Here is a 26,628-nt window from a genome sequence, read left to right on the forward strand (position 1 = left end):
ATTCGCCGGTTGGGACGAAGCCGCCTTCCGCGCCGCCGGCTTCCGCGCCGTGCCCGGCTGCATCGTGCGCCGCTCGGCCTATGTCGCGCCCGACGCGGTGCTGATGCCGTGCTTCGTCAACCTCGGCGCCTATGTCGGCGCGAAGACCATGGTCGACACCTGGGTCACCGTCGGCTCGTGCGCGCAGATCGGCAAGAACGTGCATCTCTCCGGCGGCGTCGGCATCGGCGGCGTGCTCGAGCCGCTGCAGGCCAACCCGACCATCATCGAGGACGACTGCTTCATCGGCGCGCGCTCGGAAGTGGTCGAGGGCGTCATCGTCGGCGAGGGTTCGGTGGTGTCGATGGGCGTGTTCATCTCCGCCTCGACCAAGATCGTCGATCGCGCCACCGGCAAGATCCATGTCGGCTACGTGCCGCCCTACTCCGTCGTCGTCTCCGGCTCGCTGCCGGGTAAACCTTTGCCCGACGGTTCGCCGGGCCCGTCGCTCTATTGCGCCGTGATCGTCAAGACGGCCGACGCCAAGACGCGCGCCAAGACCAGCATCAACGAACTGCTGAGAGACTGATGGCGGAAAGCCCGCGGGCGGCGCGTTTCCGCTTCCTCTATCGCGAAACCGAAGGGTTCATCGGCGGGCGCGAATGGGCGCTGGCCAGCGCCGCGCCGGTCGGCGTCGCGCTGGTCCTCACGGTCATCGCCTTGGCCGTCGCGCCGGACGCGCCGCGCGACCTCGCGCATGAAGCGTTCATCGATCCGCTCACCGTCGCGCGGCACGCCTATCTGATCGTCTACGCCTTCGCGCTGATCCTGTGCGCGGTGGCGGAATATTTCGTCAGCGCCAAGCGTTTCGCCGACCGCGGCAGGCCGCCGGCGCTCGCCGGCCTGGCGCCGTTCTCGCTGCTCATCGCCGGCGCCGCCGATTGGTATCAGCCGCGCTCGGAAGGGACGATGCCGGAGGGGTTCGTCTATGTCTTCGCCGCGCTCGCCGTCGCGATCGTGGCGTGGAACGGGATCGAGCTCGGCTTCGGCGCGAGCCGGAGACGGTGACGCACGCGGTAAAGCGTGAGTCTGCGGCCAAACCAAAGAAGTCGTCATGGCCGTCCCCGGATCAAGTCCGGGGACGGCCATGACGGCGGAGGAGAATAAGTCTGATCTAACACGCTGATCACGTTTACCTAATTCCGGCTCTCCAACCGCCCCGCCGCAACAATTCCTTGTCGTTTTCCGCGGCTTGCGGCATATTCGAGCACAGTGGAGATGGCGCGCCTAAGCCGCCTTCCGCTTCCCCTTCATCGCAGGATCGCTCATGTCGCCAGACGACGCGCCGGATCGCGCGCGCATAGCCGCGCCCGCGCGGCGAGGGGCAAAAATCGTCGCCGCGCTGGTCTCCGGCCAATCGGTCGAGGCGATCGCCGAAAGCGAGCGGCTGACGCGCAAGCGGGTCGAGACGCTGTTGCGCGACGAACTCAGGCGGCGCTGGGTCGCGCCGGCGGCCGACCACGCGCGCCTGCAGATCATACGGCTGGAAGCGATGGCGGCGACGCTCGCGCCTTTGGCCGTAAACGGCGACCCGCCGGCGATCGACCGCGTGCTGAAGATCCTCGACCGGCTCGACCGCTACCACGGCCTCGGCAAGCTCGTTCCGGCGAACGACGCGCCCGACGCAGGCGGGCGCGAGCGGCTGCTCGCCAAACTCAACGCGATGGCCGAGCGGATGATCGCGGCGCGAAAGACCGAGCCGTGAGCGCGCGCGCCAAGCCCGCTCGCAAGCCGCGCGGCCTTGGCTGGCGCGCCGCCGGCCGCGCCGGCCCGAAGCTGCTGCGCAACATCGGCGCGCTGCTCGAATTGTCGCCGGCCGAGCGCGCCAAGCTGCTCGGCGGGCTCAGCGACAAGCAATGCGACGAACTCTTCTACGACTGGTCGCTGTGGGCGCGCGACGACCAGCGGCCGCCGCCGGGCGACTGGATCTACTGGCTGATCCTCGCCGGCCGCGGCGCCGGCAAGACCCGCGCCGGCGCCGAAGCGGTGCGCGAATGGGCGAAGAGCTTCGCCATCGTCAACCTGATCGGCGCGACCCACGACGACGTGCGCGACGTGATGGTGCTGGGCGAATCCGGACTGATGGCGGTCTGCCCGAGCGGCGAGCGGCCGCGCTACGCGCGCGCTTCGGGCCGGCTCGACTGGCCCAACGGCGCCGTCTCGCTGCTGTTCTCGGCCGAAGAGCCGGACCGACTGCGCGCGCTCGCGGCGCGGCTCGACCGCATGCTCGACGTCTGAGGCTGGAACACCGTCAAACTGCTGTCTCCATCACCGCCCGCAGCGCTGGCGGAACGCGCATCGGTCGGCCGTCGCGTAGCGCCGCCACAAGGATCTTCGCTACGGCGAGAGTCTTGTCGCCACGCGACACGGTCTGGGCGAAGTCGATCGCCGCGCCGCGTACCGCGGCGACGCGCGTCTCGACGCGCAGGAGGTCGTCGATGACCGCGGGAGCGAGATAGTCGATCTCGAGTCGGCGAACGGCGAAGACCACGTGCTGTTCACCCGCGAGAGCGCCGTGTTCGTAACCGAGCGCGCGCAGCCATTCAGTGCGGCCGCGCTCCATAAAACGAAGATAAGAGGCGTGGTAGACGCGCCCAGAGAAGTCGGTGTCTTCGTAATAGACGCGCACCGCGAGTTCGTGAAAGGGCGTCGGCGTGATCATCTCGAATGCGCTCCGGTTCGGCGCGCGGGCAAACTACCTCCCGCCGGCGCTCGGGGAAAGGCGCGCCTCGCGCTTTGACCCCCCGGCGGCGCGATGCTATGCGCCCGACCATGCGGGTGGTTTTCATGGGCGCGCCGGATTTCGCCACGCCGGCCTTGCGCGCCATCCTCGAGCATGGCCACGAGGTCGTCGCGGTCTACACCCGCGCGCCGCAGCCAGCCGGGCGGCGGGGCCTGGAGCTGACCAAGACCCCAGTCCACCGCCTCGCCGATGACTTCAGCCTGCCGGTCGTGACCGCCGCGACCCTGCGCAGCGCCGAGGCGCAAGAGACGTTCCGCGCCTTCGCCGCGGACGTCGCCGTCGTCGTCGCCTACGGCCTCATTCTGCCGCCGGCGGCGCTGGCGGCGCCGCGGCTCGGCTGCCTCAACCTTCACGCCTCGCTGCTGCCCCGCTGGCGCGGTGCGGCGCCGATCCAGCGCGCGATCATGGCCGGCGACGCCGAAACCGGCGTCGACCTCATGCGCATGGAGGCCGGGCTCGACACCGGTCCGGTCGCGCGCGAGATTCGCGCGCCGATCCGCCCCGATGAAACCGCCGGCGAACTTGCCGCCCGGCTCGCGGCGCTCGGCGCGCAATTGATCGCCGAGTCCCTGCCCGAGCTCGCCGCCGGTCGCCTTGCCTTTCATCCGCAAAGCGCCGAGGGCGCGACCTACGCGCATAAGATCGACAAGAGCGAAGCGGCGATCGACTGGAGCGCCGACGCCGTCGCGGTGCGCAACCGCATCCACGGCCTCTCGCCCACACCCGGCGCGCACAGCGAAATTGCGATCGGCGGACGCTTGGAGCGGGTCAAGATTCTTCGCGCCGAAGTCGTCGAAGGGGCCGGCCCGCCCGGCGCCGTGGTCGAAGCTTCGATGGTCGTCGCCTGCGGCGACAAGGCGATTCGCGTCGTCGCCGCCCAGCGTCCCGGCAAGACCCTCATGAGCGGAGCGGAGCTGATGCGCGGCGCCAAGCTCGACGTCGGCGCGCAATTCAATCCCCCAGCGCCGCCTCAAAGCGAGCGCTGAGCCGGCGCTTGAGCTCGTCCTTCGCCGACTCGGCGGCGCGCAGGATCTGGCTCGCGCGCAGAAAGTCGAGCACGCCGAATTGTTCGACGCCGGGCCGCACGAGAATGTCGGGCGACCGCATCTTCAGCTTCTGCGCGGTGATCGCGCCCTGCATGATCTGCGCCGCGCCGAACATCGACTGGAACGGGGCAGGACGGCGCGACTCGCGGCGGCGACCGCCGAAGGTGACGTCGACGGCGACGACGACGTCGGCGCGGTCGAACAGCAGGTCGTAGGGCAGCGGATTGACCGCGCCGCCGTCGATCAGGTACCGGCCGCTATAGGCGACGGGCTGAATCAGACCGGGGATCGCCATCGATCCGGCGACCGCCGGCCCGAGCGCGCCGCTCGACATGACGAGCTCGCGGCGATCGTAGAAATCCGTCGCGACGACCAGCAAGGGTTTGGCGAGCCCCTCGAAAAAGTCCGGCACCGCCTCCGGCCAGAACAGGTCGAGGCAGACCTCGCCGTCAAGCAGCACCGGGTTGCCGCGACCGCGCAGGACGAGATCGGAGAAGCGTCCGACCCGCGCCCGCAGCAGCTTGCCCATCATCTCACTGCGGCTGCGCACCGCGTCGATCGCATAGGCGCGGATTTCGCGCCCGCTCATTCCCGCGGCGTACGCGGCGCCGATCATCGCGCCGATCGAAGTTCCAGCGATCGCCGACGGCGCGACGCCGAGCTCGTCGAGCGCCTCAAGCACGGCGATATGGGCGAAGCCGCGCGCGCCGCCGCTGCCGAGCGCGATGGCGACGATCGGTTCGGAAGCGCCTCCGCGCGCGAAGATCGGCGTTGCGCCAGAGTCCATTCACCCGCCCTTCTTCATTGCGACCGCGCGCCAACCGATGTCGCGCCGGCAGAAGCCGCCCGGCCAGTCGATACGATCGACGGCGGCGTAGGCGCGCGCCTGCGCCTCAGCGACATCGCGGCCGAGCGCGGTGACCGCAAGCACGCGGCCGCCGTCGGCGACCAACTTTTCGCCGTTGCGGCGCGTGCCGGCGTGCAGGATCGTCACGCCCGGCGCGCGCGCCGCGGCGTCGAGCCCGCGGATCGGCGTGCCCTTCTCCGGCGTTCCGGGATAGCCGCGCGCCGCCATGATCACCGTGAGCGCCGCTTCGTCCGAAAAACGTGGCGCGCGGTCGGGCAAAGCGCCGCGCGCGCAACCGAGCAGGAATTCGAGCAGGTCGTCGTCGAACCGGGCCAGGATCGCCTCGGCCTCCGGGTCGCCGAAGCGGACGTTATACTCGATCAGCTTCGGTCCGTTTGCGCCGACCATCAACCCGACGAACAGCACGCCGCGGAACGGCGCGCCGCGTTTGGCCATCCCGGCGACGGTCGGCGCGACGATCTCGCGCATCACCTGCTCGCTCAAGGCCGGCGTCAGCAACGGCGGCGGCGAATAGGCGCCCATGCCGCCGGTATTGGGGCCGGAATCGCCGTCGCCGACGCGCTTGTGGTCCTGCGCGCCGGCGAAGGCAACAGCGCGCGTTCCGTCGCACAGGGCGAAGAACGACAGCTCTTCGCCGTCGAGATAGTCCTCGACCACGAGTTGCGCGCCGGCCCCGCCGAAGGCGCCGGCGAACATCGATTGGATCGCCTGCTCAGCTTCGTCGAGCGTCATCGCAACGACGACGCCTTTGCCGGCGGCGAGGCCATCGGCCTTGACGACGATCGGCGCGCCCTTGGCGCGGACGTAGGCGAGCGCCGACGCCGCGTCGGCGAGGCGACGATAGTCGCCCGTCGGAATGCCGAACTCCCGGCAGAAATCCTTGGCGAATCCTTTCGAGCCTTCGAGGCGCGCGGCCGCTTTGCTCGGCCCGAAGCACAGGATGCCCGCAGCGGCGAGATCGTCGACAACGCCGGCGACCAGCGGCGCCTCGGGACCGACGACAACCAGCCCGATTTCGCGCGCACGACAGAAGTCGACGATCGCCGCGTGATCGTCGATCGGCAGCGCGACGTTTTCGGCCAGTGCGGCGCAACCCGGATTGCCCGGCGCGACAAAGAGCCTCGACAGCGACGGCGATTTCGCCAGCGCCATCGCCAGAGCATGCTCGCGGCCGCCGCCGCCGAGAATGAGAACGTTCATCGCCTGTCCTTGCCGCTCCTGTCGCGACTGCTGGGCGCGCCAGCGATTTGCGGCGGTTTGAGCAATTCCGCGCCCCGAGGTCAAACCCGCATCTCGGCGAGACGGCTGAGCCAGGCCTCCACGCCCGCGCCCCCTTCCGAGGGAAGCGCGGCGGCGAGCCGCCGATGATGGCCGCCGAGCCGATCGCGGCAGGCCGCCAGCAGACGCGCGCCGAGTTCGGTCGCCTCGGCGCGGCGGATGCGGCCATGGCGCTCATGGGCGCGACGCAGAACTGCGCGTTTGCGCTCGAGATTGGCCAGCACGAGGCTCGTCGTCTGCGGCGTCAGGCGCTCGGCGCGGGCGATCTCGGCGTTGCTGATCCCCGGCGTCTCGAAGACGGTCTTCAGCACCGCGTATTGGGCCAACGTGACGCCGAGATCGGCGAGCGCGCGCTCGACCGCCAAGCGGTGGGTCGCCGCCGCGCGACGCAACAAGTCGTCGAGTTTGGCTTCGGTCATGCTCGGCGCGCTCCCTTTTTTTGCCCATGATATACGAATTCGAATATCTTGAACAACGCGGCCTTGGCCCGGTCGCGTGCGGACCCTATGTTCCGCTCGCCGGCGCTTCGCCGCGCTCCGCTCGGAGTTTCGCCATGACATCCGCCTGGCGCTGGGGCCTCGTTGCGGCCCTTTTCGCCGCCGCCGCCGCGACCGCTCACGCCCAATCGGCCGACCCGGACCTCATCTTCCGCAAGTCGACCACGTTCAAGCTTTTGACCCCGAACGACAAACTCGCCGTTTATGGCATCGACGATCCCGTCGTCGAGGGCGTCGCCTGCCACTACACCGCGCCGGAAAAGGGCGGCCTCGCCGGCGCCTTCGGCCTCGCCGAGCAGACGTCCGACATTTCGCTCGCCTGCCGTCAGTACGGCCCGATCAAGTTCAAGGCGAAGTTCGAGCAGGGCGAAGTCGTCTTCAGCGAGCGCCGATCGCTGATCTTCAAGAAGATGCAGATCGTCCGCGGCTGCGACGTCAAGCGCAACATCCTGGTCTATATGACCTATTCGGACAAGCTGATCGACGGGTCGCCGAAGAACTCAACTTCCACGGTGCCGATCGAGCCATGGGGCGGCTCGAACGACATCCCGAAATGCGCTGACTATCTGCGCTGAGCGGCGCCGCGCGTCTCAGTCGCCGCAGGTGACGATATAGGCCGCGTCGGCCGCCGCGGCGCCGTTGGCGCGGCCGAACGACAGCGCCGCGCCGCGGCCTTCCGCCGCACACCAGGCGTCGGCGACGGCGCGACCGCATTCGCCGCCCTCGCCGAGGCATTCCTGCAGCCCGTAGCCGTCGTTGGCGGCGATGGGGAAGACGCGCGCCTGCCCAGCCGAGGCGGCCTGGGAAAGGCCGAAACCCAGCGCGCAGGCGGCGGCGAAGGCGAGGAGAGCGGAAAGAGGGGCGAGGTTACGCATGAACGAGCCTTACGGTCTGGCAAGCGAACGCGAATCGTCGAAGGGTGAACAAAATCTGTGCGAACTTCATAAAATTGCGTTAACGGCGACATTAGGGCGGGCGCGCCCTCGCGCTTGACATCGCCGCCCCTCTAAGAGATGGATGCCGCCATGACGCGCCTGACCCGCATTTGCCGGATCATCATCATTAGCCGCTAGCTCTTAGCTGGCTGGCTCGCGTCTCTCTGTCTGAAGTTTCGAGAAGCGATCGACCGGCCGGTCCGGCGCATGCGTGCGACCTGGTCCTGACCCGAATTCTTGGAACCGAGATGCCGACCCCGCTCCGACTTTACAATACGCTGACGCGCAGCAAGGCCGAGTTCGCCCCGCTCGATCCTCGCGCGGTGCGCATGTATGTCTGCGGGCCGACGGTCTACGACTTCGCCCATATCGGCAACGCGCGGCCGGTGATCGTCTTCGACGTGCTGTTCCGGCTGCTGCGGCGGCTCTACGGCGAGGCGAACGTCGTCTACGCGCGCAACGTCACCGACGTCGACGACAAGATCAACGCCCGCGCCGCGCGCGACTTCCCCGACCTGCCGCTCAATGCGGCGATCGCCTGCGTCACCGAGGCGACCGAACGCCAGTTCCACCACGACGTCGCGGCGCTCGGTTGCCTGCCGCCAACCCACGAGCCGCGCGCGACCGCCCATATCGACGAGATGAAGGCGCTGATCGAGCGGCTGGCGGCGCGCGGCGTCGCCTATGTCGCTGAGGAGCACGTCCTGTTCTCGCCGAGCGCGATGGACGCGCTCAAGGGCGCGCCGCGCTACGGCGCGCTGGCGAGGCGCTCGCTCGACGAGATGCTCGCCGGCGCGCGGATCGACGTCGCCCCCTACAAGCGCGACCCGATGGATTTCGTGCTGTGGAAGCCGTCGAAGGCCAACGAGCCGGGATGGCCGAGTCCGTGCGGGATCGCGACGCTTGGCCGACCCGGCTGGCACATCGAGTGCTCGGCGATGTCGATGGCCGAACTGCTCGCGCCGTTCGGCGGCGGGCTCGCTTGCAACGATCCAACGAAGAACGTCTTCGACATCCACGGCGGCGGCGTCGACCTCGTGTTCCCCCACCACGAGAACGAGATCGCGCAGTCGTGCTGCGCCTTCGGCGCGCCGCGCATGGCGAACGTCTGGATGCACAACGGCTTTTTGCAGGTCGAAGGCGAGAAGATGTCGAAGAGCCTCGGCAACTTCATCACCATTAACGACCTCCTGCGCACGGAGGCCTTCGGAGGGCGGTCGTGGTCGGGCGAAGCGCTGCGGCTGGCGATGCTGCGCACCCATTACCGCCAGCCGATCGACTGGACGGCGAAAGCGCTGGAAGAGGCTGAAAGCACACTCGACCGCTGGTACGACGCCGTCGGCGACGTCGAGCCGGGCGGCGAAATTGCGCCCGGCGTCGAGGAAGCCCTCTGCGACGATCTCAATACGCCGGCCGCGCTCGCCGAACTTCACCGCCTCGCGCACCCGTCCGTGGCCGGAATCATATTGCCTGGCGTCACCCTCGCGGGCCAACAACCGGCCCCAGCGCTGTTGAAGGCCAGCGCAAATCTGCTGGGCCTGCTGACGCAGAAGCGCAGCGAGCGTCAGGCCGCCGGCCTGGCGGCGGCCGCCGTCGACCGCAGCGAAGTCGAGCGGCTGGTCGCAGCGCGCGCCGCCGCCCGCGCGACCAAGAACTGGGCGGAGTCCGACCGCCTGCGCGACGCGCTCTCGGGCATGGGCGTCGTCGTCAAGGATTCCAAAGGCGGCACGACCTGGGAGGTCAAGCGATGAGCGCCGTCTCCCTGCGCCCCTACCTTCCCGCCGACGCCGAGCGCTGCGCCGCCATCTTTCGCGCCAGCGTCGAAGGCCTGGCGATCGAAGACTACAGCGCCGACCAGTGCGTCGCCTGGGCGGCGCAGGCCGACGATCCCGACTTTCCCAAGCGCCTCGTCGGCGCGTTGACGCTGGTGGCGCTCGTCGACGGCGAGCCGGCCGGTTTCGCCTCGCTCAAGGGCGCAGAGACGATCGACATGCTCTATGTCGAACCCGACTTCGCGCGGCAGGGCGTCGCGACCGCCCTCATTGACGCGCTCGTCCGCCTCGCCGCCGCGCGCGGCGCGAAGACGCTGACGAGCGACGTCAGCGACACGGCGCGGCCGCTGTTCGACCGCCGAGGATTCCAGGCCCAACGCCGCAACCTCGTCCAGCTCGACGACGAATGGCTGGCGAACACCACCATGACCAAGCGCCTCGCGCCGCCAGGCGGCGCGGACGAGCCGGCGCGCCATTGAGGAAACGACGATGACCCGCGAACGCCTCTACCTCTTCGATACGACGCTGCGCGACGGCGCGCTGACCACCGGCGTCGATTTCTCGCTGGAGGACAAGCGGCAGATCGCAGCGATGCTCGACGGACTCGGCGTCGATTACGTCGAGGGCGGCTATCCCGGCGCCAACCCGATCGACACGCGCTTCTTCGAGCGCAAACCGACCAAGCGCGCGCGCTTCTGCGCCTTCGGCATGACCAAGCGACCCGGCCGCTCGGCGGCCAACGATCCCGGCGTCGCCGCCCTCATCGCCGCCGACGCCGACGCGATCGTCTTCGTCGCCAAGACTTGGGACTATCACGTCCACGTCGCGCTCGGCTGTACGCTGGAGGAGAACCTCGCTTGCATCGTCGACAGCGTCAAAGCGGCGATCGCAGCCGGCCGCGAGGCGATGGTCGATTGCGAACATTTCTTCGACGGCTACAAGGCCAACCCCGCTTACGCGCTCGAATGCGCGCGCGCCGCCTATGACGCCGGCGCGCGCTGGGTGGTGCTGTGCGACACCAACGGCGGCACGCTGCCCGACGAAGTCGAGCGTATCGTCGCCGAGGCGGCGCGTGTCGTCCCCGGCGACCATATCGGCATCCACGCCCACAACGACACCGACAACGCGGTGGCCAACTCGCTCGCCGCGGTGCGCGCGGGCGCCCGTCAGGTGCAAGGCACGTTGAACGGACTCGGCGAGCGTTGCGGCAACGCCAACCTCGTCTCGCTGATTCCGTCGCTGGCGCTGAAAGTCGGGCTCGCCGACCGGTTCGAGACCGGCGTGTCGGAAGCATCTCTGCGCGAGCTCGCCAAGATCTCGCACGCCTTCGACGAACTGTTGAACCGCGCCCCCGACCGCCACGCGCCTTACGTCGGCGCATCCGCCTTCGCCACCAAGGCCGGCATTCACGCTTCCGCCCTGGCCAAGGACCCGCGCACTTACGAGCACATACAGCCGGAGACCGTCGGCAATGCGCGCGCGATCCTCGTCTCCGATCAGGCCGGCCGCTCCAACCTCATCGCCCAGCTCGCCAGCAAGGGGATCGTCGCGAACCCCGACGACCCCAAGCTGTCGCGACTGCTCGGCGAGGTGAAGGACCGCGAGGCGCAAGGCTTCGCCTATGAGGCGGCTGACGCGTCGTTCGAGCTGCTGGCGCGCCGCACGCTCGGCGAAGTGCCGAGGTTCTTCGACGTCGAGAGCTTCCACGTCAGCGTCGAGCGCAAGTTCAATTCGCACGGCGCGCTCTATTCCGCCTCGCAGGCGGTGGTGAAGATCCGCATCGGCGACCAGACGTCGATCTCCGCCGCCGAAGGCAACGGCCCGGTCAACGCGCTCGACCTCGCGTTGCGAAAGGACCTCGGCGCCTACCAGAAGCATATCGACGACCTCGAGTTGCTCGATTATCGCGTGCGCGTCTTCCAGGGCGGCACCGACGCGGTGACGCGGGTGCTGATCGAGTTCGGCGAGGCCTCCTCAGGCGCGCGCTGGTCGACCGTCGGCGTCTCGTCCAACGTCATCGACGCGTCGTTCCAGGCGCTGGTCGACGCGATCGACTACAAGCTGGTCAAGGTCGGCGCCGCGGCGCCGTAACTTTCTTTCCGCGGCAGGGAATAAACGCCGCTTTCCGCGAGTCTCTCCTCATGAGCGGCGACGCCGCGCCATGAGGAGGACCGCATGACAGAACGCGATTCGCTGCACCTCGACCGCCGCCAGGCCCTCAGCTGCATGGTGTGGGCTGGTTCCGGCGTCGTCTGGACCATCGCCGGCGGCATTCCCGCCTCGCGCCTGATCGGCGAGGCGGCGGCTGAAGAAGGCGGCTTTTCCTTCGTCCAGATCTCCGACAGCCATATCGGCTTCGACAAGCCGGCCAATCCCGACACCCGCGCGACGTTGGACGCGGCGCTCGACCAGGTCATCGCCCTGCCCCGTCGGCCGGCGTTCATGATCCACACCGGCGACGTCACTCATGCCGCGACTCCGCAGCAGTTCGACGACGCGGGGCAATTGATCGGCCGCGCGCGCCTCGACGTGCGTTACGCCCCCGGCGAGCACGACATCGTCGACGCGGCGACCCGCGCCGCTTATCTCGACCGCTTCGGCAAGGGCGCGACCGGCGGCGGCTGGTACGCCTTTGACTATGGCGGCGTCCACTTCGTCAGCCTGGTCAACGTCGTCGACCTCAAGGCGAACGGCCTCGGTTCGCTCGGGCCGGAGCAGCTCGCCTGGCTCGCCGAGGATCTCGGCGGCAAGACCAGTTCGACGCCGATCGTCGTCTTCGCTCACATACCGTTATGGACGATCGCGCCGGAATGGGGATGGGGAACGGAGGATTCGGCGGAGGCGCTGAAGCTGCTGGCGGGCTTCGGTTCGGTGACCGTGCTCAACGGTCACATCCACCAACTCATGCAGAAGGTTGAGGGCGCAGTGACTTTCCACACCGCCCGCTCGACCGCCTTCCCGCAGCCGGCGCCAGGAACCGCGCCTGCGCCCGGGCCGATGCGCGTTCCGCCGGGCGAGCTGCGCAAACTGCTCGGCGTGACCGACGTCTCCTTTTCCCGGTCTTCGTCGCCGCTGGCGATCACCGACACGGCCCTGGGGTGAGGAGCGGCGCGATGAACCTCGGACACATGCTCGGCGCCGCGCTCGCCCTCGCCGCCGCCGACCCTGCCCGCGCCGCCGGCGACGCGGCGCGCGGCGAACAGCTCTACGAAGGTTGCCAGGATTGCCATTCGCTCGACAAGAACGACGTCGGCCTGCGCCATCGCGGCGTGTTCGGCCGCAAGGCGGGGTCGTTGCCCGATTATCCCTACTCCGACGCCCTGAAGAACGCCGGTTTCGTTTGGGACGAACGGACGCTCGACCGCTGGCTCGCCAATCCGCAGGCCTTCGTGCCGGGCGTCAGAATGTTCTATCATCTCGACAAGGCTCAGGACCGCGCCGACGTGATCGCGTTCCTCAAGGAGCGGGCGCGGTGAGCGGCGGAACGCGGGAAGGATCATGATCAGCGACGCGGCGCGGCGGCGGTATCAGGCGATCGTGCCGCCGCATGTCGACGACGCCTACGCGCTGGCGCGCTGGCTCTCCGGCGACGCGGCCGACGCCGAGGACATCGTGCAGGACGCCGCGTTGCGGGCTTTGAACGCGCTGGAGACGGCGAACGTCGAGCGACCGCGCGCGTGGTTCCTGCGCATCGTCCGCAACGCGGCGTTGACCTGGATGGCGAAAAACCGTTCGAAATCGCTGTCCTTCGCCGGCGGCGCCGACGATCTTGCGGCGATCGAGACCGTCGACTTCGCCGACGACGACGGGTCTCCCGAAGCGATTCTCATCGCCGCCGAGGACGGCGAGCGCGTGCGCCGAGCGATCGCCGCGCTGCCGCAGCCGCTGAGGGAAGCGTTGGTGCTCAGGGAGATCAACGGCCTCGCCTATCGCGAGATCGCCGAGGCGACCGAAACGCCGATCGGCACCGTGATGTCGCGGTTGGCGCGAGGGCGCGCGGCGCTCGCCAAGATTCTGGAAGACAAGCGATGAGCGACTCCGACCCGCGCCAAGATCAGCTCTTGCGCCTTAACGCCGCGCTCGACGACGAGCTGGACGCGGCCCACCGCGTCGAGCTGGAGCGCGAACTCGAGCGCGATCCGCAACTGCGCGCTTCATTGCGGCGCCTGTCCGCGGTGCGCGAAGCGGTGCGGCGGCATGGAGCGGCTGAGACGGCGCCGGCGGCGCTTCGCGACGCCGTCGCTGCGATCGGCCGTCCGAAAGCAAACGGGCGGCGTGTCCCGCTGTCGCTGGCGGCCGCAGTCGCAGCGGGAATCGTCATCGGCGCGGCGGCCCAGGCCCTGCTCCTCTCTTCGCGCGCCGCCGATCCGGTCGCCGCCGCGATGGTCGCCGATTTCGCGCGCGCCGGGCTTTCCGACCGACCGTTCGACGTCGCCTCCTCGGACCGCCATACGGTCAAGCCGTGGCTCGTCGCCCATGCGCCGCTCGGCGTCGAAGTCGCCGACCTCGCCGACAAGGGTTATCCGCTGGCGGGAGGGCGCATCGCGGTCGTCGGCGCGACACCGGTCCCGACGCTGGTCTACCAGCGGCGCGAGCACTGGATCGCGTTAACCGAGTTGCCGCTGTCGCTCGGCGACCGCGCGCTCGGACCGCGGGAGGGAACGCTCGACGGGTTCCGCCTGGTTCGCTGGGCCGATCGGGAGCGCGCCTATGTCGCCGTGTCGGACATCGACGCCGCCGAATTGTCGGCCTTCGCCGCCGCCTTCCGCGCCGCGGCGGCGGTCGGCGGCGGCGAGGCGCGGTGAAATCGCCCCGCCGCCCTTCCCTTGCCTCGTTCGGCCGCCTATATTGGGCGCGCCGCCGCAAGGCGACTATGGCGATAAACGGACGTCGGAATAAGTCTTTCGGACCCGGGGGCGGTACCCGGCGCCTCCACCCAAGCCCACCGGACAGGCGGGTTTCGGCGGGGGCGAAATAGGTTCGACGGGGGATGTAAAGGACGCGCTTTCGCTCGGCATGATACCGCCGTTATCGGGTCAAACCTATAGTTGCGAATGACAACTATGCTCCGGTGGCCCTCGCTGCGTAATGCAGCGCTGGTACTGGGATTCAAGCCCTAAAGGTTTGCTCCTTTAGGCGGGGTTCGGAGGCGCCCGGCAACAGAAGCCTCCACTTTCTCCGCGCACGCGCATTTGCCATCAACGGGGGTCTCGGCTAGCCTTCCGGGCAAGGTTTTCCACTGCGGATTTCCATGCCAACCGACTACATCCGTTACGACCTGCTGGTTCAGGAGGCGCTGCGCTCGGTGGTGCGCAAGGTGCTTGGCGACGCGGCGCGCGGCGGACTGCCGGGCGAGCATCATTTCAACATCGCGTTCAAGACCCAGGCGCCGGGCGTGGTCATCCCGCCGGCGGTGCTGCAGCGCTATCCCGACGAGATGGCGATCATCCTGCAGCACGAGTTCTGGGACCTCGAAGTGACCAACGACGCCTTCTCGGTCAGTCTCAACTTCTCGCGCAAGCCCGAGCGGCTGACGATTCCCTTCGATTCCATCACCGGCTTCAGCGATCCCTCGGTTCCCTTCGGCTTCAAGCTCGAGCCGCGCGCTGCGAGCGAGCCGGCCAAGGCGTCGGCGCCGCCGCGCGAAGCCGCGCGAAAGTCGGATCCGAGCGCCGCCGCCGCGACGCAGCCGGCCGCGCCGACGAAGGCGGGCGCATCCGCCTCCGCCAAGTCGGCCGAAGCGGCGGCGAAGAAGGCCGAGCGGCCGCGCGAAGCCGAGCCGGCGAAAGTCGTTTCGATCGACGCGTTCCGCCACAAGAAGTGAAACAGGGCCTCGGATTGGGTGAGATCGTCAACCTCCGCCGCGCCCGCAAGCAGCGCCGCCGCGACCAAGACGACGCGACTGCGGCGGCCAATCGCCTCGCCCATGGCGTCGGCAAGGCGGCCAAGCGCGAAGCGCGCGCCGAACGCGAACGCGCCGAGCGCACGCTCGAGGGCCATCGTCGCGAGTCAGGCGGCGAAGAGCGATGAGCGCCGAGGCGACGACGCCGCACGCGGCGATCGTCAAGCGTTCGTTGACGATCGCCGGCCACCGCACCAGCGTGTCGCTCGAGGACGCTTTCTGGCGCCGCCTCAAGGCCCTTGCTGTCGCTCGGCGCCGCTCGGTCGGCGCCATGATCGCCGAAATCGACGCCGCGCGCGACGGCGCCAACCTGTCCTCTGCGATCCGCGTCTACGTGCTCGAAAATTCGCCTCAGTAGAAGCCGGTCGCGGTCGGATCGACCGCCTCGACCTTCGGCCGTGGCGCCGGCGTCGGCGGATTCGCCGGGGGTGGGCTCGCCGGCGCCGAGGCGGACGCATCGTCGGCGGTCGGCGGGTTCGGCGCCGCCACGCTCGCCTTCGCGGCGTCAGCAGCGGCGCGCTTGCGATCCTCCTCCGCTTTCGCCGCCTCGTCGGCGGCGCGCCTGCGGTCGTCCTCGGCCTTCTGCCGCGCCTGATCGGCCTCATAAGCCGCGAGTTCCGCCTCGCGCTGACGCATGTACTTCTCCGCCTTGAGGCGGCGGTTGAACCAGGCCCGCTCGCGGATATCGGCCTCGAGCGCCGAGATGCGGTCGGTGTCGCGCCCGATCGCCTGCGCTGCAAGTCCGGCGGCGAGCGCCGACGCGTCGATGCGCCGCGCCGGCGCGGCAAGCCCGCCGATCAGCGAAATGTCGACGGCAGGCGGCGGGCCATTCCAGAACTTGCCGCCGCGCGCCTCGGTGAAATCGACGTCGAGCGCGAGATTCTGCGCGCGCAAATCGAAAGTAGCGCTCGCCGTCGCCGCGCCGCCAGCGCGGCCGATCGCCAGCGGTCCGACGCGGATGACGCCCGCGCTCAGCGTCGCCGGCGCCGCGCCATCGGGCAGCGGCAGCGCGGCGCGGTCGAGTTCCAGTCCGAGGTTGTAGCCGACATTGGTCTCGTCGATGCCGATGTCGCCAGACTGCGCCCGCGCCAACACGCGGGTCAGCGCGCCCGGATCGAGACGCGGCGTCGCCGCCGCGCGCAATTCGATCTTTCCCTCTCCCGCCAGCCCGCCGATCAGCGCGCCGAGACTGTCGCCCGAACCGGCGAACGTCAGCTCGCCGCCGATACGGCCGCGCAGGGCTGGCTGATCGACGGCGACCGGCTCGAGCGACGCTTCGCCGGTGACGGCGACCAGCGCCGCGTCGCGTCTGAGCGTCAGGCGACCGCCTGCGTGCGCGCCGCCGAGTTCCATCGCCACGTCGTCGAGGTCGAACCGCCCACGGTCCATGCGCAGTCGCGCGCTCGCCCTGCGCGCGGTCTGGCCGCCGCCGAGATCGAGCGCGCCAATGCGCAGATTGAGGTCGAGCGGCGGTGGGTCGAGGCTCGGCGGCGCGAAGCCTCCGTCGGCGGCGCGCGATTGCGGCGCGCCGAGCATCGGGCCGAACAGGCCGGCGAGGCTGGCGCGATCGAGCGACAGATCGCCTGCGACTTCCGCCTGCGAGTCCGGCGTTTCGCCGGCGATCGACTGCGCCAGCGCGACGTCTGGATCGATCGCCTCGGCTGCGACGAGCCGCCAAGTGAGCTTGCCGTCGACTTTCGACCCCGCCACGTTCCCGCTCAGGCGCGGCAGCGCCAGCTGGTCGCCGCGCAAGGTGAGGTCGGCCGAAAGATCGACCGGCGCGGCGACGCCGCCGGACTTGGCGACGCCGAGCGCGGCGAGCAGGCCGGAAACGTCGGCGGCTTTCAGCGTCGCCGACCCGAACAGCGACGCTTCGCCAGCGTCGGCCGTCGGCCGCAGGCGGCCGCGCCAAGTGAAGTCGGCGCCAGACAACGTCCCTGAAGCAAGGGCGTCGAATCCGAGGTCCCAGCGGCCCTTGGCCGACCCTTCGAGATGGGCGCGGCCGCCGACGCCCGCGGCCGCGGCGACGCCGAGCTGGCGCATCAACGCCGACCCGTCGCCAGCGTCGAGGCTGAAATTGACGTCCGCCGCGTCGCCCGACCGCTTGGCCGCAATGTCGAACTGGGCGCCGCCCGCGACGCCCGCGACCTTGATCGAATCGAGCCCGGGCGCGTTCGGGTCGGCCGACCACGCCTGCAGCGTCGCCTTGGCCGGCGAAAGCGCCCCGGCGCGCGCGGCGAGCCAACGGCTCGCTCCGCCCGGCGCGACGCGGCCGACCAGAGTCGCAACGTCGTCGAGCTTTTGCGCGTCGAGCGCGACCTGCACCGAGCGCCCCTTCGGCCCGAGGGCGGCGCTCGCCTCGACCGAAGCGCCGCCAAGCCCGGAAAGCGAGAATTTCTCCAGCGAGAAGTCGTCGCCGGTCTTGGTCAATTTCAGCGCCAGCGAGCCGCCTTCGAAACCGGCGTCGCCAGGCCGACCGACCCGCAGCTTCGTCGCCTCCAGCGCCAGCGACAGATCGGCGTCGCCGATCAGCCCGGCGCTGGCGTTGAGATCGGGCAAGGCGTCGACGTCGAGCGCGTCGCTGCGCAAGTCTGCGAACAGGCGCGCGCGCTCGTCGGCGACCGGCGCGGTGTAGGCGATCGCGCCGCTGAGGGTCGACCGGTCCAGCGTCAGATCGAGGTCGCGGGCCGATATCGCGACCGCTGAAATCTCGACCTCTCCGCTCGCCGAAGCGGCGCGATAGGGCAGCGCCTGGCCCAGCGCGGCGAGGCGGCGCGCCCATTCGGGCTCGCCGCGCGTCGCCCAGTCGCGCAGCTGCGCAATGTCGCCGAGCCGGGCCTGCAACGCGCCCTTGAAGCCCGCCGCCGCGCCGACTTCGAGCCCGCCCGAAAACCGCACCGAAGCGTCTCCGGGCAGGTTGAGCGCCAGCGTGCCGGACAGCGGCGAGCCGGCCGAAGCCGTCGCCCGCAAATCGATATCGGCCACGGTTTGAGCGCCGACGATCGCCGTCTGAGCGGTGAAGGCGGCGTCGATCGCCAGGGGCGCGCCGTCGCCGCGCTGCAGCGGGGCGACCAGCCGGGCCAGAATTGCGAATGCGCGCGCCGGCGGGGCGGCGTCCTCGTCCTTGTTGCGCAGCAAGGCGTCGAAATCGAGCTGTTTGGAGTCGAAATCGACCCACAACCGCGGCGATTTTCCGCCGTAGAGACGCGCCGAGCCGCGCGTTTCGAGCGCCCGCTCGTCTGGACCGAATCGTAAGACCACGTTCTGCGCGGACGCGAGTTCGAGGTCGCCGCTCAGCGTCGCGGAGGCGCGCCACGGCGTCGGCGGCCCGGATTCGCTGGTTTCGATCGCGCCGCTCGCCGTCGCGGCGCCCGCAAAGGCGAGGGCGACGCCGCCGTCGGCGCCTGGGTTCTTCGTTACGGCGCCGTCGAAAATCAGGTTCGGGCCGCCGTCGCGCGTCACCTCCAGCTTGAGCGGCAGCGCCCCGTCGGCCGCCGCGCCGCTGGCGAAAGTGATCGCCGCCGCGCCCAGGCCCGGCGCGGCGATCCGCCCCGAGCCGCGGAATGGCCCGACGAGCGAGGCGGCCGACGCGTCGAGATCGAGAGCGACGTCGAGCGGCTTCTGGTCGCCGCCGATCAGCGTGACGCGCCCCCCGTCGACGACGAGGCGGTCAAGCGCGATGCGGCCGCCGGCGACCTGAAGGCGCCAGCGCGGCAGATCGACGGCCCCGTCGGCGCGGCGGACGAGCGTCAGGGCGGGATGGTCGACCCGGGCAAGGGTAAATCGCACGCCGCCGCTCGGCAGGCTGGCGAGCGCCACCTCGAGCTGGAGCGACTTGCACGCCAAAGCGGCGGGGCCGCCGGGAGCGGCGGCGATCGTCACGTCCTTGAGCAGGAGGTAAGGCGTCGGCAGGAATCGAATGTCGATCGGGCCGGCGACGACGACCGGAGCGCCGACGATCGCGCTCAGCTCCGCCTCGATCTGCCCGCGATGGCGCGACCAATCAATGAACAGCGGCGCGACCAGCGCCGCCGTCAGCGCCACGATCAGCAAAACGGCGACGAACGTGAGAAATTGGCGCACTTCTGCAAAATCGACCGAATGAGCCCCGAGCCGCGGCGTAACCGCGCCCTAGTCCGACAACATGGCCTGAGCGTGGCGGCGGAACAAGCCGAGCTTTCGCCGCGGCTCGCCGTTGCATTCCAACGCCCGCCGGTGGAAACTAACGCCCGGCCACAGGGCCCGACATGCCTTTGTCATACGCCGGGGCTAGGGCCCCGTTGGTCCATAGTTGGGCGAAGGCGCAAGCGCCGAGGGGGAGTGTCATGAGCAATGTAACGCTGCAGCAGCGCATGAAATTGTTGGCATCCATGGCAGCCATGGCGCTCGCCTTTGGCGCCGCGCCGGCTCTCGCCGCTCCGCCTGACGAACTCGTCGCCGCCGCCAAGAAGGAAGGCCAGCTCACCGTCATCGCCCTGCCGCGCGACTGGTGCGGCTACGGCGACCTGATCGACAGTTTCAAGGCCAAATACGGCCTCGCCGTCAACGAGCTCAACCCCGACGGCGGTTCGGGCGACGAAGTCGAGGCGATCAAGGCCAACAAGGACAACAAGGGCCCGCAAGCCCCCGACGTGATCGACGTCGGCCTAAGCTTCGGCCCGTCGGCCAAGAAGGACGGCCTGCTCCAGCCGTATAAGGTTTCGACTTGGGACTCGATCCCCGACAGCGCGAAGGATGCGGACGGCTACTGGGTCGGCGACTATTACGGCGTGCTGACCTTCGCGGTGAACGCCGATATCGTCAAGAACGCGCCGACCGATTGGACCGACTTGCTGAAGCCCGAGTACAAGGCCGGCGTCGCGCTCGCCGGCGACCCACGCGTCTCCAATCAGGCGACGACGGCCGTCTACGCGGCCGGCCTCGGCGCCGGCGAGACCGACGCCGCCAAGGCGGCCGCCAAGGGCCTTGAGTTCTTCGCCGATCTCAACAAGAAGGGGAATTTCGTCCCGGTCATCGGCAAGGCCGCCTCGATCGCCCAGGGCACTACGCCGATCCTCATCTACTGGGACTACAACGCGCTTGCGGCGCGCGACTCGCTAAAGGGCAACCCGAAGGTCGAGGTGATCGTGCCCAAGACCGGCGTCGTCGCCGGCGTCTACGTGCAGGCGATCAGCGCCTATGCGCCGCACCCCAACGCCGCCAAGTTGTGGCTCGAGCACCTCTATTCCGACGAAGGGCAGCTCGGCTGGCTGAAGGGCTATTGCCACCCGATCCGCTTCAACAACCTCATCGAAAGCAAGAAGGTGCCCGCCGACTTGCTCGCTGCGCTGCCGCCGGCCGATGGCTACGCCAAGGCGAAGTTCCCGACCCTCGACGAGCAGGCGGCGGCGAAGGATGTCATCGCCAAGCAATGGGATGCGGTCGTCGGCGCCACCGTCGCCAAGTGACGCGCACACGCTCATCTGACCGGCGCCCCTCCCCCCTAACCGGGGGCGGGGTCGCCGGGCGCGTCAGCGCCGACGTTCGCCCATGACGACCGTCGCGGCGCCGGTGATTCGCGTTCTGCGCTTTCCCAACATGGCGGCGTGGCTCGGCGTCACGCCGTTCTTCATCTTCGCGGTGATGTTCCTCATCGTGCCGACGGCGTCGCTGCTGGTCGGCGCGTTCCAGGACCATGACGGCGCGTTCACGCTCGCCAATCTCGAGCGGCTTTGGCAGCCGTCGATCCGACTTTCCTACCTGCTCAGCATCGAGGTCAGCGTCGCCTCGGCGTTTTTCGGCGCACTGATCGGCTTGGCCTTGGCGATCGCCGCGCTGCGCGGCGGTCTGCCCGGCTGGGTGCGGCCGACGCTGATGACGTTCAGCGGCGTGGCGTCGAATTTCGCTGGCGTGCCGCTCGCCTTCGCCTTCATGGCGACGCTCGGTCGCCTCGGCTTCGTCACCATCCTGCTCAGAGGCGTCGGCGTCGACCTCTACGCAAGCGGCTTCAGCCTGTTCACCTTCACCGGCCTCACCCTCACCTATCTCTATTTCCAGATTCCGCTGATGGTGCTGGTCATCGCGCCGGCAATCGACGGCCTCAAAACGGAGTGGAGCGAGGCGGCGGATATCCTCGGCGCCGGCCGCCTGCAGTACTGGCGCATGATCGTCCTGCCGATCCTGTGGCCGAGCGTGCTCGGCGCGTCGCTGTTGCTGTTCGCCAACGCCTTCGGCGCCATCGCCACGGCCTACGCGCTGACCGGCTCGTTCCTCAACATCGTGCCCATCCTGCTCTATGCGCAGATCCGCGGCGACGTGCTGCATGATCCCAATCTGGGCTACGCGCTGGCCTTCGGCATGCTGCTGATCACCGGCCTGTCCAACGTCGCCTATCTCTACTTGCGCGCGCGCTCGGACCGGTGGCTCAAATGAAAAGCGGCAAGTTCGCCGCCTGGGCGGCGATGATCCTCGGCGTCGCCTATTTCCTCGCGCCGCTGATCGCCACCTTCGAATTCTCGCTGCGCATGCGGCGCGGCGAATACAGCTTCGACGCCTATCGGGTCGTGCTCGCCAGCGGCAACTTCCGCGACTCGTTCTTCTATTCGACAGTGCTGGCGTTCGTCACGATCATCGTCGGCGTCCTCGTCGTCGTGCCGACGGCTTACTGGGTGCAACTCCGCCTGCCGAAGTTGCGCGGGCTGGTCGAGTTCATCACCCTGCTGCCGTTGGTGGTTCCGGCGATCGTGCTGGTGTTCGGCTACATCAAACTCTACGGCAGTTCGTCAATCCTGCCGCTGACCGCAACCTCGCTTGGCGCCGACGCCTTGCTGATGTTCGGCTATGTCGGCCTCGGCCTGCCCTACATGTACCGTTCGGTGGAGACTGCGCTGCGCTCGATCGACGTGCGCACCCTGACGGAAGCCGCCGAAAGCCAGGGCGCCGGGATCTTCACCATCCTGTTCCACATCATCCTGCCCAACATCCGTTCCGGCATCCTGTCGGGGGCGTTCCTGACCTTCGCCATCGTCATCGGCGAGTTCACCTTCGCCAGTCTGCTCGATCGGCCCGCCTTCGGACCCTATCTGCAGCTTATCGGCGCTTCGAAAGCCTACGAACCGTCGGCGCTGGCGATCATCGCCTTTGCGTTGACCTGGGCCTGCATGGGGCTGATTCAACTCTTTGGTTCCGGCGTTCGCTTTTCCGTCGACAAGCCTTAGGATTGTCGTCCATGTCGTTCCTCGCCCTCACCGGCATTCGCAAAACCTTCGGCGCCCACGCGGTCGTCAGGGACTTCAATCTCTCCGTCGAGCGCGGCGAGTTCGTCACGTTCCTCGGACCAAGCGGCTGCGGCAAGACGACGACCTTGCGCATGGTCGCCGGCTTCGAGGCGCCGACCGCGGGCGAAATCCGCATCAACGGCCAGGACGTGACGCATCTGCGCCCCAACAAGCGCGCGATCGGCATGGTGTTCCAGTCCTACGCGCTGTTCCCCAACATGACGGTCGCCGCCAACATCGGCTTCGGCCTCAAGGTCGCGCGCAGGCCTGCGGCCGAGCTCAAGGTGCGAGTCGACGAGATGCTGGCGATGATCAAGCTGCCGCAACTCGCCGAGCGCTATCCCTATCAACTGTCGGGCGGCCAGCAGCAGCGTGTCTCGCTCGCCCGCGCGCTCGCGCCGAGCCCGCAGATTCTGCTGCTCGACGAGCCGCTGTCCGCCCTTGACGCGCGCATCCGCGTGTCGCTGCGCGAGGAAATCCGCGCGCTTCAACGCAAGCTGGGCATCACCACGATCTTCGTCACCCACGACCAGGAGGAAGCGCTGTCGATGTCCGATCGCGTCGTGGTGATGAACGACGGCGCGATCGAGCAGGTTGGGACGCCGAGCGAGATCTACAACGCGCCGGTCTCCCGCTTCGTGGCTTCGTTCGTCGGCACGCTCAACCTGCTCAACGGCCGGATCGTCGACGCTTCGTCGGGCGCGATCGACATCGACGGCCAGCGCGCGACCACGGCGCGCAAACTCAACGGCGCGAAACCGGGCGACATTCTGCCGATGGCGCTCAGGCCCGAGGCGCTGCGCATCGGCGTCGGCGGCGACGACCGCAATACCCTCGCCGGCGTCATCGAGGACGTCGCCTTTCTCGGCGCGGTCGTCCGGGTTCGGGTGCGTCTGGCGGAGGCCGCCGTCATCATCGACACGTTCAATACCGGCGCCAACGACCTTCCGGCGCTCGGCGCGCCGATCACGGTCAATTTCGGCCGCGACGACCTGATCCCGCTGCTCGCCCACTAGCGCTTAAGCGCGCACGCTCAGACGGCGACGACGAAACGGTCGGAGCGCGCCGCATCCCACTGCTCGCGCCACCAGCCGTCACGCGCGCCGGCAATCAGTTCGCCAGGCTGGAGCTGCGGATAAAGCTCGGCGAAGGTCTTGGTGTCGCTGGCGCTGACCCGGCGGGAGAAATGGATCGGCCGGAAGTTGCGCGCGTGCTCGAGCCCCGCCGCCGCGGTCAATTCCGCCAAAGCGTGCAGCATCGAGCGATGGTAGTTGCGCACCCGCTCGGTCTTGTCCTCGACCACCAGTGCGCGGGAGCGCGTCTTATCCTGGGTCGCGACCCCGGTTGGGCAGCGGTCGGTGTGGCAGGACAGCGACTGGATGCAGCCGAGCGCGAACATGAAGCCGCGCGCCGCGTTGCACCAGTCGGCGCCGAGCGCCATCGCGCAGGCCATGTCGAAGGCGTTGGCGATCTTGCCCGAGGCGCCGAGACGGATGTCGCCGCGCAATCCCGCGCCGATCAGCGCGTTGCGGACGAAGACGAGCCCGTCGCGCATCGGCATGCCGAGGTGGTCGGCGAATTCGAGCGGCGCCGCGCCGGTGCCGCCCTCCTTGCCGTCGACGACGATGAAGTCGGGACGGATGCCCGTCTCCAGCATCGCCTTGCAGACGGCGAGAAATTCCCACGGGTGGCCGACGCAAAGCTTGAAGCCGACCGGCTTGCCGCCGGAAAGACGCCTGAGTTCGGCGATGAAGCCCATCATCTCGAGCGGGGTCGAGAAGGCCCGGTGGCGCGCCGGCGACAGGCAGTCGCGGCCGACCGGCACGCCGCGGATCGCCGCGATCTCGGCCGTCACCTTCGCCGCCGGCAACACGCCGCCGTGGCCGGGCTTGGCGCCCTGGCTGAGCTTGATCTCGATCATCTTGATCTGGTTGTTGGCGGCGGTGGCGGCGAAGCCGGCGGGATCGAACCCACCTTCGGCGGTGCGGCAACCGAAATAGCCCGAGCCGATTTCCCAGATCACGTCGCCGCCGCCCTCGCGGTGATAGGGACTGAAGCCGCCTTCGCCGGTGTCGTGGGCGAAGCCGCCGAGCGCCGCGCCGCGATTGAGAGCGCGAATGGCGTTGGCGCTCAGCGCGCCGAAGCTCATCGCCGAGATGTTGAAGATGGAGGCCGCATAGGGCTGGGCGCAGCCGGGACCGCCGACCAGGACGCGGAACGGCGTCTCGGCGATCTCAGCCGGCGCAATCGAATGGCGCAGCCATTCGTAGCCTTGAGCGGAGACGTCGAGTTGCGTGCCGAACGGCCGCTTGTCGAGCTGCATCTTGGCGCGCTGGTAGACGACGGCGCGCTGGTTGCGCGAAAACGGCAGACCGTCGGTCTCGCTCTCGAAGAAATATTGCCGCATCTCCGGCCGCATTTCTTCGAGCAGGAAGCGCAGGTGGGCGGAGATCGGATAGTTGCGCAGAACCGCGTGGGAGGTCTGAACGAGGTCGCGCAGGCCGAGCAGCGACAGCGCGCCGAAGATGACGACGGCGACCAGGAACAGCGTCCGCCAGTGCGGCGTCGCGCCGATCGCCGCGGCGCAGAAGGCGAGCGTCAGCAGCACGCACGCGGTCAGGACGACGAAACGCGGCGAAAACGCCAGAGCCAGGATTCGCATGGGCGCCCCTCGAACGCGTCGGGAGCGGCCGAGTCGTGCGAATCGCGCGCGCCGCCGCCCCCTTGACGCGCTGAGACGCTTACACATTTTTGCGTCTTCGCGAAGACGCGCGCTTGCCGCGGTCCGCACTCCGGAATCAGGCCGCCTGCGGCGCAGCGCCGTGCGTCAGGCCGAGCGCGTTGACGGCGTCGATCAGGCGCGAGCCTCCGCGCCGCATGCGCCGGCCCTGCAAGGCGAAGACCGGCGGTCCGCCGGCCGCCAGCCTATTGGCGCCGGCGGCGCGCTAAATCTGCGTCCAGTCGCCACCGCCGACACCAGCCAGCGCCTGCACGCGCGCTTCGTCGCTCGCAAGATCTCGCGCCGGACCGGAATGGACGATCGCGCCGTTGTCCAGGACATAAGCGTGGTCGGCGATCTCCAGGCTCATGCGGGCGTTCTGTTCGACGAGCAGAATCGATATTCCCTCATCGCGCATCGAAGCGACGATGCGAAAGACTTCGCTGACGATGAGCGGAGCGAGACCCTGCGAGGGCTCGTCGAGCATCAGCAACCGCGGATTGAGCATCAGAGCGCGGGCGATCGACAGCATTTCCTGTTCGCCGCCCGAAAGCTGGCGCCCTCGGCTCAGCCGACGCTCGGCGAGCCGGGGAAAGAGCTGATAGACGCGCGCGATCGTCCACGGCCCGGCGCGCTCGAGCGGCGTCTTGAGGTTCTCCTCGACGTTGAGATTGGCGAAGACCCGTCGCCCCTCCGGGACATAGCCGACGCCTGAAGCGGCGACGCGATGCGACGGCCAGCGCGTTGTATTCTTGCCGAAAATCGTGATCTTGCCGTTTCGCGCGGGCGTCAGCCCCATCAGGCTGCGCAGCGTCGTCGTCTTGCCGGCGCCGTTGCGCCCCAGCAGCGCCGTGATTTTCCCCTCGGCGACCTCGATGCCGACGCCGTTGAGGATGTGGCTCTTGCCATAGTAGGTGTGAAGGCCTTCGGCTACGAGCGCCGTCATGCCGTCTTCCCCAGATAGGCTTGTTGGACCGCCGCGTCGCCTGCGATGTGCTGGGGCGACCCTTCCGCGAGCACTCGGCCTCGATCGAGAACCGTGATGCGATCGGCAAGGCCGAACACCACGCGCATGTCGTGCTCGATCAGCACAATCGCCATCTCCGCCCCGCGATGCAGATCACGAATGAGTTTGGTGACAGTGTAAGTTTCCTGATCGCCCATGCCCGCCGCCGGCTCGTCGAGCAGCAGCAGCCGCGGCCGTAGCGTCAGCGCCATGGCGATTTCGGCGACGCGCTGGTCGCCGTGGGCGAGCTCGCCGACCAGGCGCTCGGTCTTGCCGGTCAACCCTGCGAGATCGAGGATTTCGTCGATCCGGACGCGCACCGCCGTTCTCTCGGCGCGGTTGATCCACGGCCGCAGGCGATAGCCCGCGGCGATCTCGACGCCGATCTGCAAATTCTCGTAGACCGAGAGCTCAGGAAAGATTTCGGTGACCTGAAAGGTTCGCGCCATGCCGATGGCGACGCGCCGATGCGCCGGCATTGTCGTGACGTCGCGCCCCTCGAAGACGATCCGGCCTGCGCTGGGCGGAAAGAAACCGCTGATCAAATTGAAGAAGGTCGTCTTTCCC

At 68.9% G+C, this 26,628-nt stretch carries 29 protein-coding genes and 1 other RNA gene; 21 read left to right on the top strand and 9 right to left on the bottom strand.

Annotation, left to right across the window (positions count from 1 at the left end):
- The 4 genes from ABSF49_RS08235 to ABSF49_RS08250 form a co-directional block, all read left to right on the top strand.
- The coding region (locus tag ABSF49_RS08235; RefSeq protein WP_424112161.1) for a 2,3,4,5-tetrahydropyridine-2,6-dicarboxylate N-succinyltransferase at positions 1-568 on the top strand (568 nt) is incomplete at its 5' end.
- Positions 568-1,047, top strand: a complete 480-nt coding sequence (locus tag ABSF49_RS08240; protein WP_424112162.1) for a hypothetical protein — start codon at positions 568-570, stop codon at positions 1,045-1,047. The genes ABSF49_RS08235 and ABSF49_RS08240, both read left to right, overlap by 1 nt.
- Positions 1,048-1,306: 259 nt before the next feature.
- Complete coding sequence (locus tag ABSF49_RS08245) at positions 1,307-1,744, top strand: hypothetical protein (RefSeq protein WP_424112163.1); 438 nt, start codon at positions 1,307-1,309, stop codon at positions 1,742-1,744.
- The gene (locus ABSF49_RS08250; RefSeq protein ID WP_424112164.1) at positions 1,741-2,277 is read left to right on the top strand and encodes a terminase large subunit domain-containing protein; all 537 of its coding nucleotides are present in this window, start codon (positions 1,741-1,743) and stop codon (positions 2,275-2,277) included. Before ABSF49_RS08245 ends, ABSF49_RS08250 begins: the two co-directional genes overlap by 4 nt.
- 13 nt (positions 2,278-2,290) lie before the next feature.
- On the opposite strand, the gene ybgC is transcribed toward ABSF49_RS08250, so the two are convergent.
- Positions 2,291-2,701 (bottom strand): tol-pal system-associated acyl-CoA thioesterase, encoded by a 411-nt coding sequence (gene ybgC / locus ABSF49_RS08255; RefSeq protein WP_424112165.1) that lies wholly within the window; start codon positions 2,699-2,701, stop codon positions 2,291-2,293.
- A gap of 110 nt (positions 2,702-2,811) precedes the next feature.
- On the opposite strand from ybgC, the gene fmt reads away from it, so the two are divergent.
- Positions 2,812-3,768, top strand: a complete 957-nt coding sequence (gene fmt / locus ABSF49_RS08260; RefSeq protein ID WP_424112166.1) for a methionyl-tRNA formyltransferase — start codon at positions 2,812-2,814, stop codon at positions 3,766-3,768.
- Here fmt and ABSF49_RS08265 read toward each other — a convergent pair.
- The 3 genes from ABSF49_RS08265 to ABSF49_RS08275 form a co-directional block, all read right to left on the bottom strand.
- On the bottom strand, positions 3,734-4,615 hold the full coding sequence (locus ABSF49_RS08265) for a patatin-like phospholipase family protein (RefSeq protein ID WP_424112167.1): 882 nt from the start codon (positions 4,613-4,615) through the stop codon (positions 3,734-3,736). The genes fmt and ABSF49_RS08265 overlap by 35 nt on opposite strands.
- Entirely contained in the window at positions 4,616-5,896 is a 1,281-nt protein-coding gene (gene purD, locus ABSF49_RS08270) for a phosphoribosylamine--glycine ligase (protein ID WP_424112168.1), read from the bottom strand.
- 80 nt (positions 5,897-5,976) lie between these two features.
- A complete protein-coding gene (locus ABSF49_RS08275) occupies positions 5,977-6,393 on the bottom strand; it encodes a MarR family winged helix-turn-helix transcriptional regulator (protein WP_424112169.1) in 417 nt (138 codons plus the stop codon).
- Between the two features lie 134 nt (positions 6,394-6,527).
- On the opposite strand from ABSF49_RS08275, the gene ABSF49_RS08280 reads away from it, so the two are divergent.
- Positions 6,528-7,046, top strand: coding sequence for a CreA family protein (locus tag ABSF49_RS08280; protein WP_424112170.1), 519 nt, complete (start codon positions 6,528-6,530; stop codon positions 7,044-7,046).
- A gap of 15 nt (positions 7,047-7,061) precedes the next feature.
- Here ABSF49_RS08280 and ABSF49_RS08285 read toward each other — a convergent pair whose 3' ends face one another.
- Positions 7,062-7,346: a hypothetical protein gene (locus ABSF49_RS08285; RefSeq protein WP_424112171.1), complete on the bottom strand. Its 285-nt coding sequence runs from the start codon at positions 7,344-7,346 to the stop codon at positions 7,062-7,064.
- A gap of 308 nt (positions 7,347-7,654) precedes the next feature.
- On the opposite strand from ABSF49_RS08285, the gene cysS reads away from it, so the two are divergent.
- The 11 genes from cysS (at position 7,655) to ABSF49_RS08340 (ending at position 15,438) form a co-directional block, all read left to right on the top strand.
- A complete protein-coding gene (gene cysS / locus ABSF49_RS08290; RefSeq protein WP_424112172.1) occupies positions 7,655-9,157 on the top strand; it encodes a cysteine--tRNA ligase in 1,503 nt (500 codons plus the stop codon).
- Positions 9,154-9,657 (top strand): GNAT family N-acetyltransferase, encoded by a 504-nt coding sequence (locus tag ABSF49_RS08295; protein WP_424112173.1) that lies wholly within the window; start codon positions 9,154-9,156, stop codon positions 9,655-9,657. The genes cysS and ABSF49_RS08295 overlap by 4 nt, the downstream gene beginning before the upstream one ends.
- Positions 9,658-9,667: 10 nt before the next feature.
- A complete protein-coding gene (gene cimA / locus ABSF49_RS08300) occupies positions 9,668-11,269 on the top strand; it encodes a citramalate synthase (protein WP_424112174.1) in 1,602 nt (533 codons plus the stop codon).
- An 84-nt stretch (positions 11,270-11,353) separates the two neighbouring features.
- Positions 11,354-12,280 (top strand): metallophosphoesterase family protein, encoded by a 927-nt coding sequence (locus ABSF49_RS08305; protein WP_424112175.1) that lies wholly within the window; start codon positions 11,354-11,356, stop codon positions 12,278-12,280.
- Positions 12,281-12,291: 11 nt separating this feature from the next.
- The gene (locus ABSF49_RS08310) at positions 12,292-12,654 is read left to right on the top strand and encodes a c-type cytochrome (RefSeq protein WP_424112176.1); all 363 of its coding nucleotides are present in this window, start codon (positions 12,292-12,294) and stop codon (positions 12,652-12,654) included.
- A gap of 22 nt (positions 12,655-12,676) precedes the next feature.
- Complete coding sequence (locus tag ABSF49_RS08315) at positions 12,677-13,210, top strand: sigma-70 family RNA polymerase sigma factor (protein ID WP_424112177.1); 534 nt, start codon at positions 12,677-12,679, stop codon at positions 13,208-13,210.
- Positions 13,207-13,983 (top strand): anti-sigma factor family protein, encoded by a 777-nt coding sequence (locus ABSF49_RS08320; protein WP_424112178.1) that lies wholly within the window; start codon positions 13,207-13,209, stop codon positions 13,981-13,983. Before ABSF49_RS08315 ends, ABSF49_RS08320 begins: the two co-directional genes overlap by 4 nt.
- Before the next feature lie 12 nt (positions 13,984-13,995).
- Positions 13,996-14,352: a transfer-messenger RNA gene (gene ssrA, locus ABSF49_RS08325) on the top strand.
- Between the two features lie 77 nt (positions 14,353-14,429).
- Positions 14,430-15,002: an SspB family protein gene (locus ABSF49_RS08330; protein WP_424112179.1), complete on the top strand. Its 573-nt coding sequence runs from the start codon at positions 14,430-14,432 to the stop codon at positions 15,000-15,002.
- Positions 14,999-15,208, top strand: a complete 210-nt coding sequence (locus tag ABSF49_RS08335) for a DUF4169 family protein (protein WP_424112180.1) — start codon at positions 14,999-15,001, stop codon at positions 15,206-15,208. The genes ABSF49_RS08330 and ABSF49_RS08335 overlap by 4 nt, the downstream gene beginning before the upstream one ends.
- Positions 15,205-15,438 carry a ribbon-helix-helix domain-containing protein gene (locus ABSF49_RS08340; RefSeq protein ID WP_424112181.1) on the top strand — a complete coding sequence of 78 codons (234 nt, stop codon included), beginning with the start codon at positions 15,205-15,207 and terminating at the stop codon, positions 15,436-15,438. Before ABSF49_RS08335 ends, ABSF49_RS08340 begins: the two co-directional genes overlap by 4 nt.
- On the opposite strand, the gene ABSF49_RS08345 is transcribed toward ABSF49_RS08340, so the two are convergent.
- Positions 15,432-19,163: an AsmA family protein gene (locus ABSF49_RS08345; RefSeq protein ID WP_424112182.1), complete on the bottom strand. Its 3,732-nt coding sequence runs from the start codon at positions 19,161-19,163 to the stop codon at positions 15,432-15,434. The two genes, ABSF49_RS08340 and ABSF49_RS08345, sit on opposite strands and share 7 nt — an antisense overlap.
- Before the next feature lie 269 nt (positions 19,164-19,432).
- Here ABSF49_RS08345 and ABSF49_RS08350 point away from each other — a divergent pair, with 269 nt between their 5' ends.
- The 4 genes from ABSF49_RS08350 to ABSF49_RS08365 all read left to right on the top strand — a co-directional run bounded on the left by ABSF49_RS08350 (position 19,433) and on the right by ABSF49_RS08365 (position 23,352).
- Positions 19,433-20,527 (top strand): ABC transporter substrate-binding protein, encoded by a 1,095-nt coding sequence (locus tag ABSF49_RS08350; protein ID WP_424112189.1) that lies wholly within the window; start codon positions 19,433-19,435, stop codon positions 20,525-20,527.
- Between the two features lie 82 nt (positions 20,528-20,609).
- Positions 20,610-21,491 (top strand): ABC transporter permease, encoded by an 882-nt coding sequence (locus tag ABSF49_RS08355; protein ID WP_424112183.1) that lies wholly within the window; start codon positions 20,610-20,612, stop codon positions 21,489-21,491.
- Entirely contained in the window at positions 21,488-22,276 is a 789-nt protein-coding gene (locus tag ABSF49_RS08360) for an ABC transporter permease (RefSeq protein WP_424112184.1), read from the top strand. Before ABSF49_RS08355 ends, ABSF49_RS08360 begins: the two co-directional genes overlap by 4 nt.
- 11 nt (positions 22,277-22,287) lie before the next feature.
- Positions 22,288-23,352, top strand: coding sequence for an ABC transporter ATP-binding protein (locus ABSF49_RS08365; RefSeq protein ID WP_424112185.1), 1,065 nt, complete (start codon positions 22,288-22,290; stop codon positions 23,350-23,352).
- A 17-nt stretch (positions 23,353-23,369) separates the two neighbouring features.
- Here the strand turns inward: ABSF49_RS08365 and ABSF49_RS08370 are convergent, their stop codons facing one another.
- The 3 genes from ABSF49_RS08370 to ABSF49_RS08380 all read right to left on the bottom strand — a co-directional run.
- On the bottom strand, positions 23,370-24,998 hold the full coding sequence (locus ABSF49_RS08370; protein WP_424112186.1) for an FMN-binding glutamate synthase family protein: 1,629 nt from the start codon (positions 24,996-24,998) through the stop codon (positions 23,370-23,372).
- 283 nt (positions 24,999-25,281) lie between these two features.
- Positions 25,282-26,001, bottom strand: a complete 720-nt coding sequence (locus ABSF49_RS08375; RefSeq protein WP_424112187.1) for an ABC transporter ATP-binding protein — start codon at positions 25,999-26,001, stop codon at positions 25,282-25,284.
- A partial coding sequence (locus tag ABSF49_RS08380; protein ID WP_424112188.1) for an ABC transporter ATP-binding protein occupies positions 25,998-26,628 on the bottom strand: 631 nt, incomplete at its 5' end. The genes ABSF49_RS08375 and ABSF49_RS08380, both read right to left, overlap by 4 nt.

It is taken from the genome of Roseiarcus sp. (genome assembly GCF_049514155.1).
GTDB lineage: Bacteria > Pseudomonadota > Alphaproteobacteria > Rhizobiales > Beijerinckiaceae > Roseiarcus.

What these genes read in the sequence shown, in the direction of transcription:
- ABSF49_RS08240 (WP_424112162.1), top strand. Translation starts at nt 568, where the DNA reads ATGGCGGAAAGCCCGCGGGCGGCGCGTTTCCGCTTCCTCTATCGCGAA.
- ABSF49_RS08245 (WP_424112163.1), top strand. Translation starts at nt 1,307, where the DNA reads ATGTCGCCAGACGACGCGCCGGATCGCGCGCGCATAGCCGCGCCCGCG.
- ybgC (WP_424112165.1), bottom strand. Translation starts at nt 2,701, where the DNA reads ATGATCACGCCGACGCCCTTTCACGAACTCGCGGTGCGCGTCTATTAC.
- fmt (WP_424112166.1), top strand. Translation starts at nt 2,812, where the DNA reads ATGCGGGTGGTTTTCATGGGCGCGCCGGATTTCGCCACGCCGGCCTTG.
- ABSF49_RS08265 (WP_424112167.1), bottom strand. Translation starts at nt 4,615, where the DNA reads ATGGACTCTGGCGCAACGCCGATCTTCGCGCGCGGAGGCGCTTCCGAA.
- purD (WP_424112168.1), bottom strand. Translation starts at nt 5,896, where the DNA reads ATGAACGTTCTCATTCTCGGCGGCGGCGGCCGCGAGCATGCTCTGGCG.
- ABSF49_RS08275 (WP_424112169.1), bottom strand. Translation starts at nt 6,393, where the DNA reads ATGACCGAAGCCAAACTCGACGACTTGTTGCGTCGCGCGGCGGCGACC.
- ABSF49_RS08280 (WP_424112170.1), top strand. Translation starts at nt 6,528, where the DNA reads ATGACATCCGCCTGGCGCTGGGGCCTCGTTGCGGCCCTTTTCGCCGCC.
- ABSF49_RS08285 (WP_424112171.1), bottom strand. Translation starts at nt 7,346, where the DNA reads ATGCGTAACCTCGCCCCTCTTTCCGCTCTCCTCGCCTTCGCCGCCGCC.
- cysS (WP_424112172.1), top strand. Translation starts at nt 7,655, where the DNA reads ATGCCGACCCCGCTCCGACTTTACAATACGCTGACGCGCAGCAAGGCC.
- ABSF49_RS08295 (WP_424112173.1), top strand. Translation starts at nt 9,154, where the DNA reads ATGAGCGCCGTCTCCCTGCGCCCCTACCTTCCCGCCGACGCCGAGCGC.
- cimA (WP_424112174.1), top strand. Translation starts at nt 9,668, where the DNA reads ATGACCCGCGAACGCCTCTACCTCTTCGATACGACGCTGCGCGACGGC.
- ABSF49_RS08305 (WP_424112175.1), top strand. Translation starts at nt 11,354, where the DNA reads ATGACAGAACGCGATTCGCTGCACCTCGACCGCCGCCAGGCCCTCAGC.
- ABSF49_RS08310 (WP_424112176.1), top strand. Translation starts at nt 12,292, where the DNA reads ATGAACCTCGGACACATGCTCGGCGCCGCGCTCGCCCTCGCCGCCGCC.
- ABSF49_RS08315 (WP_424112177.1), top strand. Translation starts at nt 12,677, where the DNA reads ATGATCAGCGACGCGGCGCGGCGGCGGTATCAGGCGATCGTGCCGCCG.
- ABSF49_RS08320 (WP_424112178.1), top strand. Translation starts at nt 13,207, where the DNA reads ATGAGCGACTCCGACCCGCGCCAAGATCAGCTCTTGCGCCTTAACGCC.
- ABSF49_RS08330 (WP_424112179.1), top strand. Translation starts at nt 14,430, where the DNA reads ATGCCAACCGACTACATCCGTTACGACCTGCTGGTTCAGGAGGCGCTG.
- ABSF49_RS08340 (WP_424112181.1), top strand. Translation starts at nt 15,205, where the DNA reads ATGAGCGCCGAGGCGACGACGCCGCACGCGGCGATCGTCAAGCGTTCG.
- ABSF49_RS08350 (WP_424112189.1), top strand. Translation starts at nt 19,433, where the DNA reads ATGAAATTGTTGGCATCCATGGCAGCCATGGCGCTCGCCTTTGGCGCC.
- ABSF49_RS08355 (WP_424112183.1), top strand. Translation starts at nt 20,610, where the DNA reads ATGACGACCGTCGCGGCGCCGGTGATTCGCGTTCTGCGCTTTCCCAAC.
- ABSF49_RS08360 (WP_424112184.1), top strand. Translation starts at nt 21,488, where the DNA reads ATGAAAAGCGGCAAGTTCGCCGCCTGGGCGGCGATGATCCTCGGCGTC.
- ABSF49_RS08365 (WP_424112185.1), top strand. Translation starts at nt 22,288, where the DNA reads ATGTCGTTCCTCGCCCTCACCGGCATTCGCAAAACCTTCGGCGCCCAC.
- ABSF49_RS08370 (WP_424112186.1), bottom strand. Translation starts at nt 24,998, where the DNA reads ATGCGAATCCTGGCTCTGGCGTTTTCGCCGCGTTTCGTCGTCCTGACC.
- ABSF49_RS08375 (WP_424112187.1), bottom strand. Translation starts at nt 26,001, where the DNA reads ATGACGGCGCTCGTAGCCGAAGGCCTTCACACCTACTATGGCAAGAGC.